Origin of the sequence: Mycobacterium sp. (assembly GCF_052145595.1) — a bacterium.
GTDB lineage: Bacteria > Actinomycetota > Actinomycetes > Mycobacteriales > Mycobacteriaceae > Mycobacterium.
Genome location: NZ_JBKQOI010000367.1, coordinates 1 through 20,720 on the forward strand (window position 1 = coordinate 1; position 20,720 = coordinate 20,720).

Genomic DNA, 20,720 nt, shown 5'->3' on the forward strand with positions numbered 1-20,720 from the left:
CGCCTCCGACGGGGACATCGAAGAGGGCGTGACCTCGGAGGCGTCGTCGCTGGCGGCCGTGCAGCAGCTGGGCAACCTCATCGTGTTCTACGACCACAACCAGATCTCGATCGAGGACGACACCAACATCGCGCTGTGCGAAGACACCGCCGCCCGGTATCGCGCCTACGGCTGGCACGTGCAGGAGGTGGAAGGCGGGGAGAACGTCGTCGCGATCGAGGAGGCCATCGCCAGCGCGAAGGCCGTCACCGACCGGCCCTCGTTCATCTCGCTGCGCACCATCATCGGCTATCCGGCACCGAACGCGATGAACACCGGCAAGGCGCACGGAGCGGCCCTCGGCGACGAAGAGGTCGCGGCCGTCAAGAAAATCCTGGGATTCGATCCCGACAAGACGTTCGAGGTCCGAGAGGATGTCCTCACCCACACCAGGGGGCTGGTGGCCCGCGGCAAAGAGGCCCACGAGCGCTGGCAACCAGGGTTCGAGGCCTGGGCGCGGCGCGAGCCCGAACGCAAAGCGCTGCTGGATCGGCTGACCGCGCAGCAATTGCCCGACGGCTGGGACGCCGACATACCGCACTGGGAGCCCGGGTCCAAGGCGCTGGCCACCCGTGCCGCGTCTGGCGCGGTGCTGTCCGCGGTAGGACCGAAACTGCCGGAGTTGTGGGGCGGTTCGGCCGACCTGGCGGGCAGCAACGACACCACCATGAAGGGCGTGGATTCCTTTGGCCCGCCGTCGATTTCGACCAAGGACTACACCGCGCACTGGTACGGCCGCACGCTGCACTTCGGTATTCGCGAACACGCGATGGGCGCCATCCTGTCCGGCATCGTGCTGCACGGCCCCACCCGGGCTTACGGGGGCACGTTCTTGCAGTTCTCCGACTACATGCGCCCGGCGGTGCGGCTGGCGTCGCTGATGGACATCGACACCATCTACGTGTGGACGCACGATTCGATCGGGCTCGGCGAGGACGGCCCGACGCATCAGCCCATCGAGCACCTTTCGGCTCTGCGCGCCATCCCCAGGCTGTCGGTGGTGCGCCCGGCCGACGCCAACGAGACCGCCTACGCCTGGCGCACCATCCTGGCTCGCGGCGCCGGCAGCGGTCCGGTTGGGCTGATCCTGACGCGCCAGGGCGTACCGGTCCTGGGAGGCACCAACCTCGACGGTGTCGCCCGGGGCGGCTACATACTCGACGGCGGCGGCCAGGAACCGGACCAAGAGCCCGACGTCGTTTTGATCGCCACCGGCTCCGAGGTCCAGCTGGCGGTCGAGGCCGCGAAGCTGTTGGCGGACAAGGACATCATCGCCCGGGTGGTGTCGATGCCGTGCGTGGAGTGGTTCGAGTCCCAGCCGTCGGAGTACCGCGACAGGGTGTTGCCCCCGTCGGTGTCGGCCAGGGTCGCCGTGGAGGCCGGGGTCGCGCAATGCTGGCACAAGCTGGTCGGTGACACCGGCATGATCATCTCGATCGAGCACTATGGCGAATCCGCCGATGCAAAGACATTGTTCCGCGAATTTGGCTTCACCGCCGAAGCCGTGGCCGCCGCCGCGGAGCAGGTAGTGGATAACTGAGAAAGGGTGATTCACATGACCAGTCAGAACCCTAACCTCGCGGCGTTGAGCGCCGCGGGGGTATCCGTTTGGCTGGATGACTTGTCGCGCGAGCGACTGCAGTCGGGCAACTTGCAGGAGCTGATTGATACCAAAAGTGTTGTCGGCGTGACCACCAACCCTTCCATCTTCCAGAAGGCGTTCGCCGAAGGCCGCGACTACGATCGCCAGATCGCCGAGCTGGCCGAGCGCGGCGCCGACGTCGACGCCACCGTGCGCACCGTCACCACCGACGACGTGCGCACCGGGTGCGACGTGCTGACGCGTGAGTGGGAGGCCTCCGACGGGGTGGACGGCCGGGTGTCGATCGAGGTCGACCCGCGGCTGGCGAACGAGACGGACAAGACCATCGCGCAGGCGGTCGAGTTGTGGAAGATCGTCGACCGGCCGAACTTGCTGATCAAGATCCCGGCCACCAAGGCCGGGCTGCCGGCCATCACCGCCGTTCTGGCGGAAGGGATTTCGGTCAACGTCACCTTGATCTTCTCCGTCGAACGACACCGCGAGGTGATGGACGCCTACTTGGCCGGCTTGGAGAAAGCCCGCCAGGCCGGGCACGACCTCTCCAAGATTCATTCGGTGGCATCGTTTTTCGTCTCCCGGGTGGACACCGAGATCGACAAGCGGCTGGAAAAGCTCGGTTCCGAAGAGGCGCTTGGGCTGCGCGGCAAGGCCGGTGTGGCCAATGCCCGACTGGCTTACGCGGCATTCCAGGAGGTCTTCGACGCCGGTGACCGCTACCAGCCGCTCAAGGCGGACGGGGCCCGGGTGCAGCGCCCGCTGTGGGCGTCGACCGGCGTCAAGAACCCTGACTACTCCGACACCCTCTACGTCACCGATCTGGTCGCTCCGCACACGGTAAACACCATGCCGGAGAAAACGATTGACGCCGTCGCCGATCACGGCGTGGTCAAGGGTGACACGATCAGCGGCGCCGCTTCGGCCGCCCAGGAGGTGTTCGACAAGCTGCAAGCGGTCGGGATCGACCTGACCGATGTGTTCCTGGTGCTGGAGAAAGAAGGCGTGGACAAGTTCGTGGAATCCTGGACCGAGCTGCTGGAGGAAACGCAGAAACAACTGGGTTCCGCCGCCAAATGACTCCCACAGAATCGAAAACGGCCGCCCGCGGCGGCGCCACGCAGTGGCGTAACCCGTTGCGGGACAAACTAGACAAGCGGCTACCCAGGATCGCCGGCCCGTGCGGCGTGGTGATTTTCGGTGTCACCGGAGACCTGGCCCGCAAGAAGGTGATGCCGGCCATCTACGACCTGGCCAATCGGGGGCTGCTGCCCCCCACCTTCTCGCTGGTGGGCTTCGCCCGCCGGGACTGGGAAACTCAGGATTTCCGTAAGGTGGTCTACCAGGCCGTCAAAGACCACTGCCGCACGCCGTTCCGCGAGGAGAACTGGGAGCGGCTGGCCGAGGGATTCCGGTTCGTGCCGGGCTCTTTCGACGACGACGAGTCGTTTGCCCGACTCGCCGAAGCCCTGGAGAAGCTCGACGCCGAACGCGGCACCGGCGGCAACCACGCCTTCTACCTGGCCATCCCGCCCAAGTCCTTCCCGGTGGTGTGCGACCAGCTGCACAAGTCCGGATTGGCCCGCCCGCAGGGCGATCGGTGGAGCCGGGTGGTCATCGAGAAACCGTTCGGCCATGACCTGGAAAGCGCGCAGGACCTGAACAAGGCCGTCAACGCCGTCTTTCCCGAGGAGTCGGTGTTCCGGATCGACCACTACCTGGGCAAGGAGACGGTGCGCAACATCCTGGCGCTGCGGTTTGCCAATCAGTTGTTCGACCCGATCTGGAACGCGCACTACGTCGACCACGTGCAGATCACCATGGCCGAAGACATCGGACTGGGTGGACGGGCCGGCTACTACGACGGCATCGGTGCCGCCCGCGATGTCATCCAGAACCATCTGATGCAACTGCTCGCGCTGACCGCCATGGAAGAACCGGTGAGCTTCAAGCCGACGGCGTTGCAGACCGAGAAGATCAAGGTGCTGTCGGCAACGCAACTGGCCGAGCCGCTCGACGAGACCACCAGCCGCGGCCAATACGCCGCGGGTTGGCAGGGCGGCGAGAAGGTCGTCGGGTTGCTCGACGAAGAGGGCTTCTCCAAGGACTCCAGGACGGAGACGTTCGCCGCCATCACCCTCGAGATCGACACCCGCCGCTGGGCCGGTGTGCCGTTCTACCTGCGCACGGGTAAACGCCTGGGCCGCAGGGTGACCGAGATCGCGCTGGTCTTCAAACGCGCACCGTTTCTGCCGTTCGACGCCACGATGACCGACGAGCTGGGCACCAACGCCATGGTCATCCGCGTGCAGCCCGACGAGGGCATCACGCTGCGGTTCGGCTCCAAGGTGCCGGGCACCGCAATGGAGGTCCGCGATGTCAACATGGACTTCTCCTACGGTTCGGCGTTCGCCGAAGAATCACCGGAGGCCTACGAGCAGCTGATCCTGGACGTGCTCCTGGGTGAGCCGTCCCTGTTTCCGGTTAATGCGGAGGTCGAATTGGCTTGGGAAATACTCGATCCCGTGCTCGATAACTGGGCAGCAGACGGTAAGCCGGACCCCTACGAGGCCGGCGGGTGGGGTCCGGACTCGTCCTTCGAGATGCTGCGCCGCACCGGCCGGGAATGGCGACGGCCATGATCCGCGCCGGCGACGATGCAGAGCGAAGCGATGAGGAGGAGTGGCGCAGATGATCGTCGACATGCCCGAAACCAGCACCACCGCGGTTAACAAAAAGCTTGACGAACTGCGTGAAAAAGTCGGTGCCGTCACGATGGGCCGGGTGCTGACGCTGATCATCGCGCCGGAGAGCGACGCTGTGCTCGAAGACTCCATCGAAGCAGCGAATAACGCCAGCCATGAACACCCCAGTCGGATCATCGTCACGATGAGAGGCGACGCGTACGCTGACGAACCGCGCTTGGACGCACAACTGCGGGCGGGCGGCGACGCCGGCGCCAGCGAGGTAGTGGTGCTGCGGCTGTCCGGGGCGCTCGCCGGCCACGCATCCAGCGTGGTCATTCCTTTTTTGCTGCCCGACATCCCGGTGGTGGCGTGGTGGCCTGACATCGCCCCAGATGTGCCTGCCCAAGACCCGTTGGGCAAGTTGGCAATTCGGCGCATCACCGATGCCACCAACGGCATCGATCCGTTGGCGGCGATCAAGAGCCGGCTGCCCGGATACACCGCCGGTGATACCGACCTGTGTTGGGCGCGGATCACCTACTGGCGTGCGCTGCTCACCTCCGCAGTCGACCTGACACCCCACGAACCGATCGAGTCGGCACTGGTGTCCGGATTGAAAACCGAACCCGCTCTTGACATCCTGGCGGGCTGGTTGGCCAGCCGGATCGACGGTCCGGTGCGCCGAGCCGTCGGCGACCTCAAGGTGGAGTTGGTGCGCAACAGCGAAACCATCGTCTTGAGCCGGCCCCAGCAGGGCAGGACGGCCACACTGAGTCGCACCGCCAGGCCGGATGCACTGCTTCCGTTGCCGCGCAGGGAAACCGGTGAATGCCTGGCCGAGGACCTGCGGCGGCTGGACGCCGACGAGATCTACCTGACGGCGCTGGAAGGCATCAAAAAGGTGCAGTACGTGTGAGCCCCGTTGTCGATATTTTCCCCGATGGCGAGGCCTTGGTCCAGGCCGCGGGCAGGCGGCTGGTCGACACCATCCAGACCGCGGTGGCGGCCCGGGGGCAAGCGCTGATCGTGCTGACCGGCGGTGGCAACGGCATCGGACTGTTGCAGTACCTCGGCACGCAGCAACAGCAGATCGACTGGTCCAAGGTGCATCTGTTCTGGGGCGACGAACGCTACGTTCCCGAGGACGACGACGAGCGCAACGACAAGCAGGCGCGGGCGGCCCTGCTCGATCACATCGACATCCCGTCGAGCCACGTGCACACGATGCCGGCCAGCGACGGTGAATTCGGCAGTGATCTCGCCGCCGCGGCGCTGGCCTACGAACAGCTCCTGGCGGCCAACGCCGAACACGGCGAACGCGCACCGAATTTTGATGTTCACCTGCTGGGCATGGGGCCCGAGGGCCACATCAATTCGCTCTTCCCGGACAGCCCGGCCGTGCTCGAGACAGCCCGCATGGTGGTCGCGGTCGAAGGCTCCCCCAAGCCGCCGCCACAACGAATCACCTTGACACTGCCGGCAATCCGGCGGTCCCGTGAGGTGTGGCTGATGGTGTCCGGGGCGGCCAAGGCCGACGCGGCGGCCGCTGCCATCGGTGGCGCGCCACCGGTCTCGGTGCCGGCCGCCGGGGCTATCGGGCTGGAAACCACGCTCTGGCTGCTCGACGAGGAGGCCGCGGCCGAGCTTCCCCGCTAAGCCCTTGCCGAGCGTCACGCCAGCGTGACGGTCGGCGTCGAAGGCCACGCCAGCGTGACGCGCGGGGGCTTGTGCGGACCCGTGCGAGTCATAATGAGCCTCATGGCAGACAGAACCGTGCGCAGCGGGCCCGAGCGAAGCCGGATCAAAACCCTCACCCAGGCCGCGTTGAACGCCGACAAGACGGTGGAGCAGGTCGAAGACGTCCTCGACGGCCTGGGCAAAACCATGAAGGAACTGAACAGTTCGCTGTCGGCACTCAACGCCACAGTCGAGCGCTTGGAGCGCGGTCTGGATCATCTGGAGGGCACCCTGTCCAGCCTGGACAATCTCGCCAAGCGGCTCATTGTCCTTGTCGAGCCGCTGGAGGCCATCGTCGAACGGATTGACTACATGGTGAGGGTGGGCGAGACGGTGATGTCGCCGTTGTCGGTCACCGAGCACGCGGTGCGCGGCGTGATGGACAGGCTGCGGAACCGAACAGTGCATTGATGTCGGCCAAGCCCACCTGCTTGGCCCGTCAAACTGGCACGCGGAAGCCGGGTTAGCCGCTATTACGCAGCGCGCTCGCCAGCCCGTTCATCGTCAGCAGAATGCCGCGCTGCACCAACTCGTCGTTATCGCCCGAGCGATAGCGGCGAAGCAACTCCACCTGCAGGTGGTTCAGTGGCTCCAGATAGGGAAAGCGGTTGAACACCGAACGCGCCAACGCCGGGTTGTCGGCAAGCAGGTCGGCGTGACCGGTGATCAGCTTGTGCATGGCGATGGTGCGGTGGTGCTTGTCGACAATCTTGTCGAACACTCTGCGGCGCAACGATTCGTCGGCCACCAGCTCGGAGTAGCGGGCCGCCAGGCCCAGATCGCTCTTGGCCAGCACCTGTGCCATGTTCGACAGCACGCTGCGGAAGAACGGCCACCGCTGATACAGCTCGTGCAGTATCTCCACCCGCTCGGTTTCACTTTCGGGGCCCGCCGCGATCCACTGTTCGAACGCCGATCCCGTGCCGTACCAACCCGGGAGCATCACCCGCGACTGGCTCCAGGCCAGCACCCACGGGATCGCGCGCAAGTCCGCGATCGAGGCGGTGGGCTTGCGTGATGTCGGCCGGCTGCCGATGTTCAGCGACCCGATCTCGCTGACCGGTGTGGAAGCGGTGAAGTACTCGACAAAACCCGATGTTTCGTGCACTAATTCGGTGTAGGCGCGATGGGCGAAGGCGGCCACCTCGTCGAGCACCGCGTAGGCCGGTTCCGCGTCGTCGCCCAGGCCCTCGACATCCAGCAGCGTCGACTCCAGGGTGGCCGCCACCAAGCTCTCCAGATTGCGTCGGGCCAGCTGGGGTTCGGCGTACTTGGCGGCGATCACTTCACCCTGCTCGGTCAGGCGCAGCGAGCCGTTCACCGCTCCGGGGGGTTGCGCGAGGATGGCCTGGTAGCTGGGGCCGCCGCCGCGGCCGACGGTTCCGCCGCGACCGTGGAAGAGCCGCAACCGAATACCGGTTTTGCGTGCGACTTCCACGAGGGTGAGTTCGGCGCGGTAGACGGCCCAGTTGGCGGCCAGGTACCCGCCGTCCTTGTTGGAGTCGGAATAGCCGAGCATCACTTCCTGGCATCCGCCCCGAGCGTCGACCAGCGATCGATAGAGCGGAAGGTCCAGCATCGCTTGCAGAATCGACGCCCCGTTGTGCAGGTCGTCGATCGTCTCGAAAAGCGGTGAGATACCAACGGGGCAATAGGGTTCCGGTCCGGAGGCGTCCAGCAGGCCAGCCTCCTTCAACAGGATTGCGCCCTCCAAGACGTCCGACACCGACTGGCACATCGAGATGACGTAGTTTTGCACCGCCGCCGGACCGTAGAGCTCGACGGCGTGGGCGGCGGCCGCGACGACGCCCAGCTCGCCGCGGGCCAGATCGGACAATTGGGCGCGGTCGCCGACCAGCGGGCGGCGGGTGCCGAGTTCGCCCGCCAGCAGTTCGACCCGTTCGTCCTCGGGCAGTGAGCTGTAGTCCGGATGCACCCCGGCCCAGGCCAGCAGCTCGCCGACCACCTCTTCGTGCACGTCCGAGTTCTGTCGCATGTCCAGGCCGGACAAGTGAAAGCCGAAGACGTGCACGCTTTCTCGCAATCGGGCCAGCCGATCCTCGGCCAATAGCGCGGCTCCGTGCGTGCGCAGCGAGGCGTCGATGACGTCCAGATCGGAATGCAGTTCGGCCGGCGCGGAATACGGTGGCAAGCCCAGGTCAAGCTCGTGCTGCGGCTGCCGGTCCAGGATCTCGGAAGCCGTCGCGGTGAGCCGGGCACGGATTACCCGCAGTGCCCGCCGGTAGGGCTCGTCAGCGCGAGCTTTGTCGTCACAACCCTCGGCCAGGGAGTTCAATTCGGGGGTGACGGTGATCAGTCGCGCCGACATCGACAGTTCCTGCTCGAGTTCGGTGAGTTCGGCCAGGTAGTGTGCCAGCGCGGTGAACGCGGCGCTGCCGGTGGCCCGTCGCACGATTTCGGCGGTTACGTTCGGATTGCCGTCGCGGTCACCGCCGATCCAGGAGCCGGGTTGCAGGATGGGCGCCGAAAGCAGATCTGCATCGGGCCAGCGCGCGCGCAATGCCTTCCGGACCTCGGCGTTGACCTGCGGGATCACCTCGAACAAGGCGGCCGGGTAATACCGCAGGCCCACCTCGATCTCGTCGGTGATCTGCAACCGGGACAACCGGATCAGCGCGGTCTGCCACAGCGTGAGCACCTGGCGGCGCAACTCGAGTTCGATATTGCGGCCGTCGTCGGTTTCCGTGTGCCCCTCAGCGTGCAGCCGCATCAGTTGTGTGATGCGGTGCTGGGTGACGAAGACGGTGCGGCGACGGGTCTCGGTGGGATGTGCGGTGATCACCGGGGACACCAGGGCACCCTTCAGCGCGTCGGCCACGGTGGCCGAATCCAGTTCTGCCGAATCGAGTTTCGCGCAGGTTGCCGCCAGGGTGCTGTCCTGCGGTGGCTCGCCGGCGTCGACGTGAATTGCGCGTCGGCGCTCGCGGTGGATGTCCTCGGCCACGTTGACCAGCAGCGCAAAGTGGCTGAATGCGCGGATGATCGGGATCGCCCGGTGGATGTCGATGCCGTCGAACATCCGCGACATGTCGGTCCGATCGATCTCGGAGCGCCGCACCCGAAAGGACTCCACCCGCGCACGTTCCACCAGGTCGAACACCTCGTGGCCGTTCTGCTCGCGCACGGTGTCGCCCAGGATGGTGCCCAGCAGCCTGATGTCGGCGCGCATCGGCTCGGTCGCCTCGCGTCCGACCCGGGTCCGCTGGACGGCACCGATCGGTTCTAGCGCGGTGTCGGAAACCTCAACCATGCGTCCCAGTATCGGTGCGGATCGCGCGGTCCGCCCGTCGTGCGGGGATCAGCGGTATTTGATCGACGTCATCGGTATTTGATCGTCGTCATCGGTATTTGATCGTCAAAGCCATACCGACGATGCAGACCAGCCAGATGCCGGCGATGAACAGCGTCAGGCGGTCCAGGTTCTTTTCCACCACCGTCGACCCGGACAGGCTTGACTGCACACCACCGCCGAACAGCGTCGACAGGCCGCCACCCTTGGCGCGATGCAGCAGCACCAGCAGCACCACCAGGATGCTGGTGACTACCAGGGTGATCTGCAGGGCCAATTGCATGACAGACACCTTACCGGTTCGGGCCCACTCGCCCGTAGCCGAGGCTCGGCGACGCCGCGCGCGGCGTCACCCGGTTCGTTTTGGCAAAGCAAAAACCAATACGAAGGCCGCGACGCTCAGTCCGGCGCTTGCGGCCATAGCAAGGGCGGCACTGTGACCAAACGCCAGCGCGAGCGCGTCGGGACCGGCCGAGTTGACCTGAAGGGTCCCGAAGAGGATGGTGCCGATGATCGCGATGCCGATAGCGCTGCCAACCCGTTGCATCGTCCCGATCACGCCGCTGGCCGCGCCCGCGTCTGTAGGGTTGACGGTAGCGACGATGAAGTCGACGTTGGGTGCGATGAAGAAGCCGCTGCCGACACCCGCCATCAACAGCGGCGCGGCCAGTCGCCAGCCGCTGTAGCCGGTGGGCGGTGTCAGTGCCAGCAGGAGCCAGACGGCGGTGATGCCGATGGCGACCATGCCCAGCCCGGCCACGAGGACCCTGCGTCCGAACCGGGCGGCCAGCGCGTCACTTCGGGAGGCACCGACGATCAACCCGATTGCGAACGGCGTCAGCACTACTCCGGACTGCAGCGCCGTGTGGCCCAGACCTGCCTGCCACAGCAGCGCAATGGTGAAGAAGATGCTCGTGAAGGCCGCGAAGAACACCAGGGCGAGCAGCACACCCCCGCTGAATGAGGCATGAGCAAACAATCGCGGCGGCACAAGCGGATTAGCGCCGGCCGCCTCGACGTGGCGTTCCCACAGCGCAAACACCCCGAGTAACGCGATGGCGCCGGCCATCGAGGCGTAGGTCCACGGTGGCCAGCCGTCTTGCTGCCCCTGGATCAACGGGGTCAGCAATGCCACCAGCGCCGCCGACAGCAACATCAGGCCCGGCCAGTCGGCTGCGGTATCGGTATTTTCGGCTCCCGCCGGAAGCAGCAGGACGGCAGCGATGACCGCGAGCACGCCCAGCGGGACGTTTACGTCAAAAACCAGCCGCCACCCGGCGTCTGCGCCCGAGGCCGCGATGATCAGGCCACCGACGAGCGGGCCAACCGCGACAGAAAGGCCGATCGTCGCTCCCGTCATCGCGAAGGCTCGGGCCCGCGTCCGGTCCGCGAACATCAGCTGGATGAACGCGGTGATCGGCGTGAAAAACATCCCACCGGCCAGCCCCTGAACCGCCCGCGCGGAAACGAGCTGCGTCTCGTTGGCCGCAAGTCCGCACGCCAGGCTCGCAACGGTGAACAGCGACAAACCCGCGATGAACACCCTTCTGTGTCCGTGGCGGTCCCCGACTCTGCCGGCTGGTATCAAAGCCAGCCCGAAGGCCAGCGCGTAGACCGAAACGATCCATGTCAGCGCGGCGTTCGACGCCGCCAGACTGGTGCGAATGGTGGGAATGGCGACATTGACGATGGTGGTGTCCAGCAACGCCATGAATGCACCGACCAGCAGGACCGCCAACGCCAGCCAGCTACGACGTTCGGTGACAACAGTTTTCGATATTGACGCGCTCACATCCCGTCAGCCCCAGCGCGCTGTTCCGAGGCGATTCCGGGCAGCGCTTCGGAAAGCTCCTCATGCCAAGCGATTTCGGCGCGCAGCCGGTAGGCCCGGTGCTTCAATGCCAGCTTTTCGGCGGCGGTCAGGTAACGGTCGATGGTGGCGGCGTGGGCTTCCCACTCGGTAAGCATGGCGTTCAGCGATCCGATGCGGGCGGCGATAATCGTTGGCAAATCATCGAGATGGTCCGAGCACAGCCTGGTGATCGCCAAGTCGAATGGGTCCGGCTTGATCACAATCTCGCGCAACGCCCGCAGGCGCAGCGCTCCGAGGGCCTCGCGTCCGGCATCGGTGATCGCCCATACCTGCCGTTGCGGGTAGGCGCCGGCTCGCTCGACCCGGACCTCCTCGATGAGATCCTCGGCAGCCAGCCGCTTGATCGCGCCGTATAACCCGCCGACGGTGATGTCCGTCCACAAGCTCACGTGCTCCTCTTCGGCGAGTAGGCGCAACTGATGGCCGTGCATTGGCCCGCGTTCCTGAAGCGCCGCCAGAATGAAGATCCGTATGGACGACATGCGACTACTCTTGCACGAGTACTCGTACGCAATCCAGGCCGGTAAAGCCCTTTTCGGGCATAACCCTAGGTGTTACGGCAGCGGCCCACCGGCGGCGATCGCCGCCAGCGTCGCGAACTGCTCACCGTCCAGTGACGCCCCGCCGACCAGAGCCCCGTCGATATCGTCGCGGGCGACGATGTCGCCGATGTTCTTGGCGTTCACCGAGCCTCCGTAGAGCACCCGAACGCCGTCGGCGACCTTCGGCGATGTCAGCTTGCCCACTTCCTTGCGGATCGCCGCGCACACCTCCTGGGCGTCGGCGCCGCTGGCCACCCGCCCTGTGCCGATCGCCCACACGGGCTCGTAGGCGATGACAACGGCGCCGATCTGCGCGGCGGAAAGCCCGGCCAGCGATCCCCGCAGCTGCTTCTCACAGTGGCTGACGTGCTCGCCCGCCTCCCGAACCTCGAGGTGCTCGCCGATGCAGACGATCGGGGTCAAGTCGTGCTTGAGCGCAGCGGCGGCCTTGGCGGCCACCAGCGCGTCATCCTCGTTGTGGTAGGAGCGTCGCTCGGAGTGCCCGACGACGACGAAGGTGCAGCCCAGCTTGGCAAGGAACGCTCCGCTGATGTCGCCGGTGTAGGCGCCCGAGTCGCGCTGGGACAGGTCCTGGCCGCCGTAGGTCAGCCGGAGCTTGTCGCCGTCAACCAGCGTCTGCACGCTGCGCAGGTCGGTGAATGGCGGGAGAACGGTGACGTCAACTTTGTCGTAGTACTTGTCCGGCAACGCGAACGCGATCTTTTGCACCAGCGCGATCGCCTCGAAGTGATTGAGGTTCATTTTCCAGTTGCCGGCGATCAGCGGCTTGCGGCTCACGAGTCTCCTTTTGGCTTAATTCGGCTGGGGCCGGCCCAGCACCTCGATGCCGGGTAGCGTCTTGCCCTCCAGGTATTCCAGCGATGCGCCGCCGCCAGTGGATATGTGCGAGAAGTCGCCCTCCGGGATACCGAGCGCGCGCACCGCGGCGGCGGAGTCGCCGCCGCCCACCACGCTGAACGCGCCCTTGCCCGTCGCCGCGGCGATCGCTTCGGCGACGCCCTTCGTACCGACGGCGAACGCCGGAAATTCGAACACCCCCATCGGCCCGTTCCAGAAGATGGTCTCGGCGTTGGAGAGCACGGTTGCGAAGCGTTTGACCGATCCCGGCCCGATGTCCAGGCCGATCAGATCGCCCGGGATAGCGTCGGCCGCGACGGTCTGCGGCGGCGAGTCGGCGGCGAACTTCTCGGCCACCACGATGTCCATCGGCAGTCGCAGCACATCGTGGTAGGTGTCCAGCAGCCTGCGGCAGGTATCGACCATCTCGTCTTCCAGCAGCGACTTGCCAACTGAAAGACCTTGCGCCGCAAGGAATGTGAAGCACATGCCGCCGCCGATCACGATGCTGTCGGCCTTGGTCGCCAGCGACTCGATGACGCCGAGCTTGTCGGACACCTTCGACCCGCCGAGCACCACCGCATACGGGCGTTTGGTCGAGCTGGTCAGCTGCTCCAGCACCCGTATCTCCTCGGCCACCAGCGTGCCGGCATAGTGCGGCAGCAGGGTGGCGACGTCGTACACTGAGGCCTGCTTGCGGTGCACCACCCCGAAGCCGTCGGAGACGAAAGCGCCTCCCGGCGAGACCAATTCGGCCAGTTGCCTGGCCAGTGCCAGTCTCTCGCCGTCGTCCTTGCTGGTTTCGCGCGGGTCGAAGCGGATGTTCTCCAGCAGCAGGATGTCGCCGTCGGTCAGCCCCTCGGCACGCGCCAGCGCGTCACCCCCGACAGGGGAACGATCGGGGCCGCCGGCCAACTGCACATGCTGGCCCAGCTGTTCGCCGAGCGCCGCGGCGACCGGCGCCAGCGACAGCTTCGGATCGGGTCCGCCCTTGGGACGACCCAGGTGTGCGGTGACCACCACCTTGGCGCCGGCGTCGAGAAGCGCCTTCAGGGTGGGTACCGACGCGGTGATGCGGCCCGGATCGGTGATAGTGCCCTGTTGACCAGCAGAGTCATCGAGCGGGACGTTCAGATCGCAGCGCACCAGCACGCCGCGACCAGAAACACCTTCGGCCAGAAGGTCTGCGAGCGTGTGGACGGTGGACGTCGTCACGGTTAGAGCGACTTGCCGACCAGGGCGACCAGATCAATGAGGCGGTTGGCGTAGCCCCATTCGTTGTCGTACCAGGACACCACCTTGGCCTGGTCGCCGATCACCTTCGTCAGGCCGGAGTCGAAGATCGAGCTGTGCGGGTCGGTGACGATGTCGCTCGAGACGATCGGCGCGTCGTAGTACTTCAGAATGCCCTTGAGCCTGCCCTCGGCGGCGGCCTTGTACGCCGCGTTGATCTCTTCAACGCTGGCGGATTTGGACAGCTCGGCGGTCAGGTCGGTGACCGAGCCGGTCGGGATCGGCACCCGCAGCGCGTAGCCGTCGAGCTTGCCCTTCAGCTCGGGCATCACCAGACCGATCGCCTTGGCCGCGCCGGTGGAGGTCGGCACGATGTTCACCGCGGCGGCGCGGGCGCGACGCAGATCCTTGTGTGGCCCGTCCTGCAGGTTCTGATCTTGGGTGTAGGCGTGGATGGTGGTCATCAGGCCCCTGACGATGCCGAACTCGTCGTGCAGCACTTTGGCCAGCGGCGCAAGGCAATTCGTCGTGCACGACGCGTTGGAGATGATGTTCTGACTGCCGTCGTAGTTGTCCTCGTTGACTCCCAGGACGATGGTGATGTCCGGGTCGGTGGCCGGCGCGGAGATGATCACCTTCTTGGCGCCGGACTGCAGGTGGCCCTTGGCCTTGGCGGCGTCGTTGAAGCGCCCGGTGGATTCGACGACGACGTCTACCCCGAGGTCGGCCCACGGCATTGCCGCCGGCCCTTCCTTGACCTCGAGGGCTTTGATCTTGTTGTCGCCGACGACGATGGTGTCCTCGCCTTCGAGGCTGACGTCGTAGGGGAGCCGGCCCAGGATCGAGTCGAATCTGAGCAGGTGGGCCAGCGTGGCGTTGTCGGTGATGTCGTTGACGGCGACCACTTCGATGTCGACGGTGCCCTGCTCCTTCTGAGCCAGTAAGGCGCGGTAGAAATTGCGCCCGATTCGACCGAAGCCGTTGATGCCTACTCGGACCGTCATTTGTCTCTCCCTGTCTTTCTATGTCCGCTGATGAACCTCTCGCCGTCAGCCTAGATCAGTAACAACGACGCTGCCGCCGGTAACAGCGCTGGACCATTCTCGACATTTGTGCCGGGAAGTGGCTGGTTCGGCGGGGGCCGTGACAGAGGAAAACTGCACCCCCGTTCCTGGCCCGCGCCCGCTCGTGTGGACCGGACGGCCCGATGTGACTGCGCTTTTTCGCCGGTTGGGGCCGAGCGGCTGGAACCACCCGCCCGCGCGACGCGGAATTGCCACGAATACCGCATTCCGCGCAGGCGAAATGACCAAGGTTTGAATTCAAACTGCACTGCCGCCGGCTGAGCCACGGGCTTCGGTGTTGTCGCGCGTTTACCCCGCCGCTGCGATTCTGTGACCGTTAGGCCCGACAACAAAGTCGGAACAACAGGTCCATCACCGGACCGCTGGAAGCGCTCCCCCTCAGTGCACGCCCACCTGCGATAACCGGAGCATGTCTCCTTTGTATCGGTTCTATAAGCGCCGCGATTGGCGCGTGTGCAATAGCGATAACCAGCCGTACATTCATCACGACTGCGGTACGACTATGCGGTTCTGCTGCACGAGTTGATTGCGGAAATACTTGAGCGCTAAAGGAGTCGACCTTGATGACGGCCTTCGATCGGTTCAACACCAAAGTAGTTGCCATCGCTGGGTTGTGCGGGGCCGCTCTAGCGTTGGGCCCGGATGCGGCAGCCGCCCCACCGCTGAAAACCGGCGGCTATGTGTGCGTCCAGGGGATGGCGGGTGAGGCTGGAGCGCCAGCAGCGGGCGGACCGGCAGCCGGCGGAGGATCGGCGGCGACGTGCCAGTGTGTCACCAGCTCCATCGCCGGCGGACCGGCAGCCGCCGGTGGACCGATACCAGCTGCTGGTGGACCGGGAGCCGCCGGTGGGCCCACAGCCGCCGGCGGACCGGGAGCCGCCGGTGGAACGGTGGCCACGGACGTGTGCACAACCAGCGCTCCACTCACTGCCATGGCCGGTGTTCCGCTGGTTGCGCCTGGGCCGGTTGTGGCTCCGGTGGGTGCGCCGGTGCCAGTTGGTGCTCCGCTGATTGACCTTGGGCCGCCGGTGCCGGTGGGTGCACCGGTTCCGGTTGGCGCGCCGGTGCCAGTCGGTGCGCCGGTGCCGGTAGGTGCACCGGTCCCGATTGGCGCACCGGTCCCGATTGGCGCACCAGTGCCAGTGGGTGCGGCGGTGGCTCCGGTGGTGCCGATTGGTACTCCGCTGATTGCGCTTGGGCCGGTGGGTGCGCCGCTGCCGGCGGGTGCTCCGATCATTGACATGTCCGGGACCGGTAAGGGTGCGCCGACTGGTCCGGCGCCGGCTGGCAGCCCTGTGCCCGGTCAGCCGGTTCTGCCCGGTCCTTCGGGTGCGAGCGGGCGCTGAGATCCTTTTCCGGGTTGTGCGGACCCGCTGGGTTGCCACCAACGGGTCCTGAGCCAACTGCCGAGCGTCACTCGACCGTGTAGCCCATCGGCATCAGCACGCTCTTCTGCTGGGTGAAGTGCTCGACGCTGTCCGTTCCCTGTTAAGTAACGAGGTCCACGGTACGGAGCCCGACGAAACCGGCGGCTCTCAATCGCCGTTGCTATTCCTGCACAATCACCGGGTCGCCGACGTTGACCATGTTGTAGTACCACTCGGCGTCTTCGGGGCTCAGGCTGATGCAGCCGTGGCTGACATTCTCCAACCCGAGCGCATTCACAGCCCACGGAGCTGAGTGCACGAAGAGACCGCGGCTGGTGATACGGACGGCGTAATCCACCGGGATCCGGTAACCATCGGGGGCGTCGACGGGGATGCCGACGCTGCTCGAATCCATAATCAGCGAGCGTTCCTTGGACAGCACGGTGTAGGTGCCGACCGGCGTCGGGTATTCCGGCCTACCCATCGAGGCCGGCATCACGCCTTCTTCCCCAAAGTGAGGTCGGTGGTGCGGCGCTGGCAGTGGCGGCGGCGGTCCCGCCTCGACTCCGTCGATGCTCACGGTGAACGTGTGTCCCGAGATACTGGCAATACCGACGACGGCAGGACCCGTCTTAAACTCCGTGTGCACGTCGCCCACCGAAAGCGCCACCGTGCTGTGCGCCGGCCAGAATCGGTCGGGAACAAACTGCAGCACGTCGTTGTCGAGCCATTCGAATTTGCCGGTCATCGCGGGTGTCGATTTGATCTCGACGGCACGCTCGGCCGCGTGCCGGTTGGCTAAGTTGGTTATGGGCGCACTGAACGTCACGACCACGGGGTGCGCCACACCCGCCACCTCCCCCCGTGTTGGCAGAACCGACGCGATAGCGGATCTATACGACTGGGTCGCCGCCATCAGGCTTACGTCCGTTGGCCGCGCAACAGCAATCGCAGCGATCCCGATGACGGCAAGAACACACCGAACAATCGCGCGCATGACTCCGATTCCCTTTGATTGACAGGAGTTGTAATAGTGATGGTACGGGTGCCGTGGCGGGTGGAAGCGCAAGGGCGCGTTAGCAATTCGATCAACCCTGGGTCACGTTTTGGCTACAGCGAGCGAACTCCGGCAACCTCAGCGGCCGCGTCGCTTTCGGAGCCACCTCAGCGCCGAATCGGCGGCGTGGTAGCCACACAGCCCGTGAATACCGGCTCCCGGCGGCGTCGACTGCGAACACAGGTAGACACCCGGCACACCGGTCGCGTACGGGTTGACCGCGATCCGCGGGCGAAGGATGACCTGCAGCCGGTCGTTTGCGCCGCCGATGATGTCGCCGCCGATGTAGTTGGGGTTGTAGGCCTGTAGTTCGGCAGTTCCCTTGCTGACCGTTGCGACGACGCGGTCGCGGAATCCGGGAGCGAACCGCTCTACCTGGTCGACGACGGCGGCGGTCGCGTCGCCGGTGAAGCCGAACGGCACGTGGGCGTACGCCCATATCGGGTTGATGTTGCCCGCGGAGCGGGATGGGTCGGCCAGGTATTGCTGCCCTACGAGAATGAACGGCCGTTGCACCATTTTGCCCTGTGCGCGTTGGCGTTCGGTGTCCGCGATCTCGGCGAATGTCCCGCCGAGATGGACGGTGCCGGCGCGCCGGCAGTCGGGGTTCGTCCACGGGATGTCGCCCTCGATGGCGAAGTCGACCTTGAACGCCGACGACCCCTCGCGGTAGCGCCCATAGGACCGCTTGATCCCGCCCGGCATGACATCGCCGTAAATCTTGAGCGCCGGGGCCGGGCTGAGGTCGAGCATGACGATGTCGGCGTCGGGGATGTCTCGGCGACTGGCAACCGTCACCCCGGTGGTCACAGTGCCACCGTGCGCTTTCAGGGCGGCGGCCAGGGCCTGGATGATCGAACCGGTTCCCCCTTCGGCGACGGGCCATCCGTAGCGGTGCCCGCTGGCCAGAAACATCAGGCCCACGGCTGCGGTGAGCGGTCGGTCCTGCCGGGTGTAGGCGTGCGCGGCCGCGCCGCCGAACAACGCGCGTGCCTGCTCGGTGCGAAACCAGCGGGCCATCGCGGTGGCCGGTAGCACCGCGCGCGGCCCGAACCACGCGAGGCGAATCGGATGGCGCGGCAAGTGGATCCCGGGCGCATCAAATCCTGGGCGAGCTCATCGAATCCCGCGGCGAGGTCGCCGACGGCGGCCCGCCACCGTTTGACGTCGGGTCCCATCCGTGCCACGGTCTGTTCGATCGACTGATACAGCACGCCCGCGGTGCCGTCGTCGAGCGGGTGCGCGCAGTCGATCTCCGGCCACTTCCACACCAGCCCGTAGCGCTGCAGGTCGATCTCCTTCCAGAACGGCGAACCGACGCCCAACGGGTGAAACGCCGAGCAGTGGTCGTGGATGACTCCCGGCACCGTCAGCTCACCCGAGCGCGCTCCCCGCCGACCGTGTCGCGAGCCTCCAGCACCTGCACATCGACACCGTGACGGGCAAGGTGAATCGCGGCGGCCAGACCGTTGGGGCCGGCACAGACGACAACCGCGGTCGTCATCGAGCGCTGCGTTGGGTCGTGACGTGAACGGGGAACTCGTCGCCGGGCTGGGGCCACGGCTGGCGGGTCAGCATGTCCTTGACGTCTACGTAGCCCGCCTCGATCAGGCCGGTCTTCGCGTCGACGATGCGGTACCACTGCTTTTGGATGTGGATCGGCTGACCTTCCAGGACGATGACGCGGACGTCGCCGTCGGCGAAGTGGCAGCGCCGCTGCACCGCGGCCAGTAGCTGCTCGTTGTGCAGGTGGCCTTCGCCGAAGTTCCAGCCGACCAGCGGCCCGGCAACGATCTCACCCTCTCGCAAGCTGTAGTCGGCTTCGTTCTCGATCGCGCGGGGCAACAGCCCATTGAGTGCTCTGCCATGAGCGTGCATGGCCCGGAAGGCGGCCGTCTTGTCGCTCATGATCTCGGCGGTCGCCGTGTCGTAGAGCTTGGCCAGCTGATTGACAACGAGCGCAGAGCTTTTCACGATGTTGGCTTCTACCTTGTCCTCGGCGCCCGCGCGGAAGCACCACACACTGGTGGCCCAGTTACCGGCGTAATAGCGCATCGCGGGCAGGAACGAAATCTGTTCGGGAAAAAGGTTTCCCGCGATCGGCACGATGGCGAGCGCGACGATTAAGATGGCCAGCAGCAGCGGTGACTGAAGGTCGACGGCATGGATCCCGCCGTAATGCCCAAACAGATAAAGTAGCGAGAAAATGAAGAACACGTTCCACTCCAACGGCACTCCCATCGGGAGGTTGGAAAGGATGTTCAGGTGGAAGATCACCATGAACCCGATGAGGAACCACCGCCAGGGCTGTCCGTCGGCAACGAACACTAGAACCCCCGGGACCAGGAATTCCGCCGTGGTACCGCCGACATGGGCCATGATCTTCGGCAACCAGGACGGCCGTAAGTCGTTGACCGGGTCGAGGTAGAGCATGTGCTTGAACCAGTTGAACAGCTTGGGCCGCAGCAGCGCATTGTTGCTCGTCATCACCGATATGACGTAGGGAAAATGATGGTTGAGCTTGGAAGTCGCTGCCCCCCACCACAAGCCGAGCATGATGATCTTGAAAGCCGCGATCTGATCGGTAAAGGGGAAGAAGAACACGATCAGCTTCAGCCAGTAGTGTTCGCCGCGGGCGGCCAGGAAGATGGTCTTGTCGCGCAGCCCCAATATCGCCAGGGCGACGATCGTCGGCGCCACCAGGACAGGATCGATCAGACCGACATCGCCGGTGGCGGTGACCGACCCGCCGTGACCGGGCGACAACAGCGCCCACGCCCCGCCGATCAACACGATGACATAGAGGGCGACGTCGAAGGCGGTGCGAGTGTCACCGCTGGTGAACGGAACCTTGCCTGGCCAGGCGGGCAGCCGAATTGTTTTGGGCCGCAACCAATAAAGGAACCCGCCGATCGGTGGCATGAAGCGCGCGGTGAGCGGTCCGGATCCGCAGCCGAAGCCCAAGACCTCGAACAGCAGGGTGAAAATGATGACCTTCTGATACACGATCGGTTGCGTCCACCAGTCGCCGATGCGGCCCAGCCCGCCGAGGCCGGGTGTCAGCGAGATGATCGCGGCGGGGGCGGCGACGTACGCCGCAATCTTGATCAGGTAAAGCAGATACACCGCGTACGGCGTGCCGTAGCCGTGTTCCACCCAGTGCCGGGTGACGACTTGCAGCCGCGTTGCCCGTGGCTCGGTCCGCCAGATGTCGGGGTCGACGTGCGGAAGCTCCGGTGACATGAATCCCATGGGAGGCCTCATTCCTGTCGGAGGTGAAACCAGTTGGCGAATACAATCTATCGGCACCGCACGACGGATGTGCCGATTTTGCG

At 65.6% G+C, this 20,720-nt stretch carries 16 protein-coding genes and 1 pseudogene; 7 read left to right on the forward strand and 10 right to left on the reverse strand.

Going from position 1 to position 20,720, the window contains the following annotated elements; genetic code table 11:
* The 6 genes from ACLP4W_RS29895 to ACLP4W_RS29920 form a co-directional block, all read left to right on the forward strand.
* A partial coding sequence (locus ACLP4W_RS29895) for a transketolase family protein (RefSeq protein WP_442391176.1) occupies positions 1–1,579 on the forward strand: 1,579 nt, incomplete at its 5' end.
* A 15-nt stretch (positions 1,580–1,594) separates the two neighbouring features.
* Positions 1,595–2,716 carry a transaldolase gene (gene tal / locus ACLP4W_RS29900; protein ID WP_442391178.1) on the forward strand — a complete coding sequence of 374 codons (1,122 nt, stop codon included), beginning with the start codon at positions 1,595–1,597 and terminating at the stop codon, positions 2,714–2,716.
* Positions 2,713–4,278: a glucose-6-phosphate dehydrogenase gene (gene zwf, locus ACLP4W_RS29905; RefSeq protein WP_442391179.1), complete on the forward strand. Its 1,566-nt coding sequence runs from the start codon at positions 2,713–2,715 to the stop codon at positions 4,276–4,278. Before tal ends, zwf begins: the two co-directional genes overlap by 4 nt.
* A 49-nt stretch (positions 4,279–4,327) precedes the next feature.
* Positions 4,328–5,239 (forward strand): glucose-6-phosphate dehydrogenase assembly protein OpcA, encoded by a 912-nt coding sequence (opcA, locus tag ACLP4W_RS29910; protein WP_442391181.1) that lies wholly within the window; start codon positions 4,328–4,330, stop codon positions 5,237–5,239.
* Entirely contained in the window at positions 5,236–5,979 is a 744-nt protein-coding gene (gene pgl / locus ACLP4W_RS29915; RefSeq protein WP_442391183.1) for a 6-phosphogluconolactonase, read from the forward strand. The genes opcA and pgl overlap by 4 nt, the downstream gene beginning before the upstream one ends.
* 93 nt (positions 5,980–6,072) lie before the next feature.
* A complete protein-coding gene (locus ACLP4W_RS29920) occupies positions 6,073–6,471 on the forward strand; it encodes an ATPase (RefSeq protein WP_442391271.1) in 399 nt (132 codons plus the stop codon).
* A 52-nt stretch (positions 6,472–6,523) separates the two neighbouring features.
* On the opposite strand, the gene ppc is transcribed toward ACLP4W_RS29920, so the two are convergent.
* From ppc to gap, 7 genes are all read right to left on the reverse strand, one after another.
* Positions 6,524–9,331, reverse strand: coding sequence for a phosphoenolpyruvate carboxylase (gene ppc, locus ACLP4W_RS29925; RefSeq protein ID WP_442391185.1), 2,808 nt, complete (start codon positions 9,329–9,331; stop codon positions 6,524–6,526).
* Between the two features lie 88 nt (positions 9,332–9,419).
* Positions 9,420–9,653, reverse strand: a complete 234-nt coding sequence (secG, locus tag ACLP4W_RS29930; protein ID WP_442391187.1) for a preprotein translocase subunit SecG — start codon at positions 9,651–9,653, stop codon at positions 9,420–9,422.
* 66 nt (positions 9,654–9,719) lie between these two features.
* Positions 9,720–11,162 carry an MFS transporter gene (locus ACLP4W_RS29935; RefSeq protein ID WP_442391189.1) on the reverse strand — a complete coding sequence of 481 codons (1,443 nt, stop codon included), beginning with the start codon at positions 11,160–11,162 and terminating at the stop codon, positions 9,720–9,722.
* Positions 11,159–11,725, reverse strand: a complete 567-nt coding sequence (locus ACLP4W_RS29940) for a PadR family transcriptional regulator (protein ID WP_442391191.1) — start codon at positions 11,723–11,725, stop codon at positions 11,159–11,161. Before ACLP4W_RS29940 ends, ACLP4W_RS29935 begins: the two co-directional genes overlap by 4 nt.
* 72 nt (positions 11,726–11,797) lie before the next feature.
* Positions 11,798–12,583: a triose-phosphate isomerase gene (gene tpiA, locus ACLP4W_RS29945; RefSeq protein WP_442391193.1), complete on the reverse strand. Its 786-nt coding sequence runs from the start codon at positions 12,581–12,583 to the stop codon at positions 11,798–11,800.
* A 15-nt stretch (positions 12,584–12,598) separates the two neighbouring features.
* Complete coding sequence (locus tag ACLP4W_RS29950; protein WP_442391195.1) at positions 12,599–13,858, reverse strand: phosphoglycerate kinase; 1,260 nt, start codon at positions 13,856–13,858, stop codon at positions 12,599–12,601.
* Positions 13,859–13,860: 2 nt separating this feature from the next.
* Positions 13,861–14,880 (reverse strand): type I glyceraldehyde-3-phosphate dehydrogenase, encoded by a 1,020-nt coding sequence (gene gap / locus ACLP4W_RS29955; RefSeq protein ID WP_442391197.1) that lies wholly within the window; start codon positions 14,878–14,880, stop codon positions 13,861–13,863.
* A 644-nt stretch (positions 14,881–15,524) separates the two neighbouring features.
* On the opposite strand from gap, the gene ACLP4W_RS29960 reads away from it, so the two are divergent.
* Complete coding sequence (locus tag ACLP4W_RS29960) at positions 15,525–16,307, forward strand: beta-xylosidase (protein ID WP_442391199.1); 783 nt, start codon at positions 15,525–15,527, stop codon at positions 16,305–16,307.
* 202 nt (positions 16,308–16,509) lie between these two features.
* On the opposite strand, the gene ACLP4W_RS29965 is transcribed toward ACLP4W_RS29960, so the two are convergent.
* The 3 genes and pseudogenes from ACLP4W_RS29965 to ACLP4W_RS29975 all read right to left on the reverse strand — a co-directional run bounded on the left by ACLP4W_RS29965 (position 16,510) and on the right by ACLP4W_RS29975 (position 20,637).
* Positions 16,510–17,325, reverse strand: a complete 816-nt coding sequence (locus ACLP4W_RS29965; protein ID WP_442391273.1) for a L,D-transpeptidase — start codon at positions 17,323–17,325, stop codon at positions 16,510–16,512.
* A 138-nt stretch (positions 17,326–17,463) separates the two neighbouring features.
* Positions 17,464–18,889: pseudogene (locus tag ACLP4W_RS29970) on the reverse strand (phytoene desaturase family protein).
* The gene (locus ACLP4W_RS29975) at positions 18,886–20,637 is read right to left on the reverse strand and encodes a DUF3556 domain-containing protein (RefSeq protein ID WP_442391201.1); all 1,752 of its coding nucleotides are present in this window, start codon (positions 20,635–20,637) and stop codon (positions 18,886–18,888) included. Before ACLP4W_RS29975 ends, ACLP4W_RS29970 begins: the two are co-directional and overlap by 4 nt.
* Positions 20,638–20,720 lie beyond the last annotated feature (83 nt).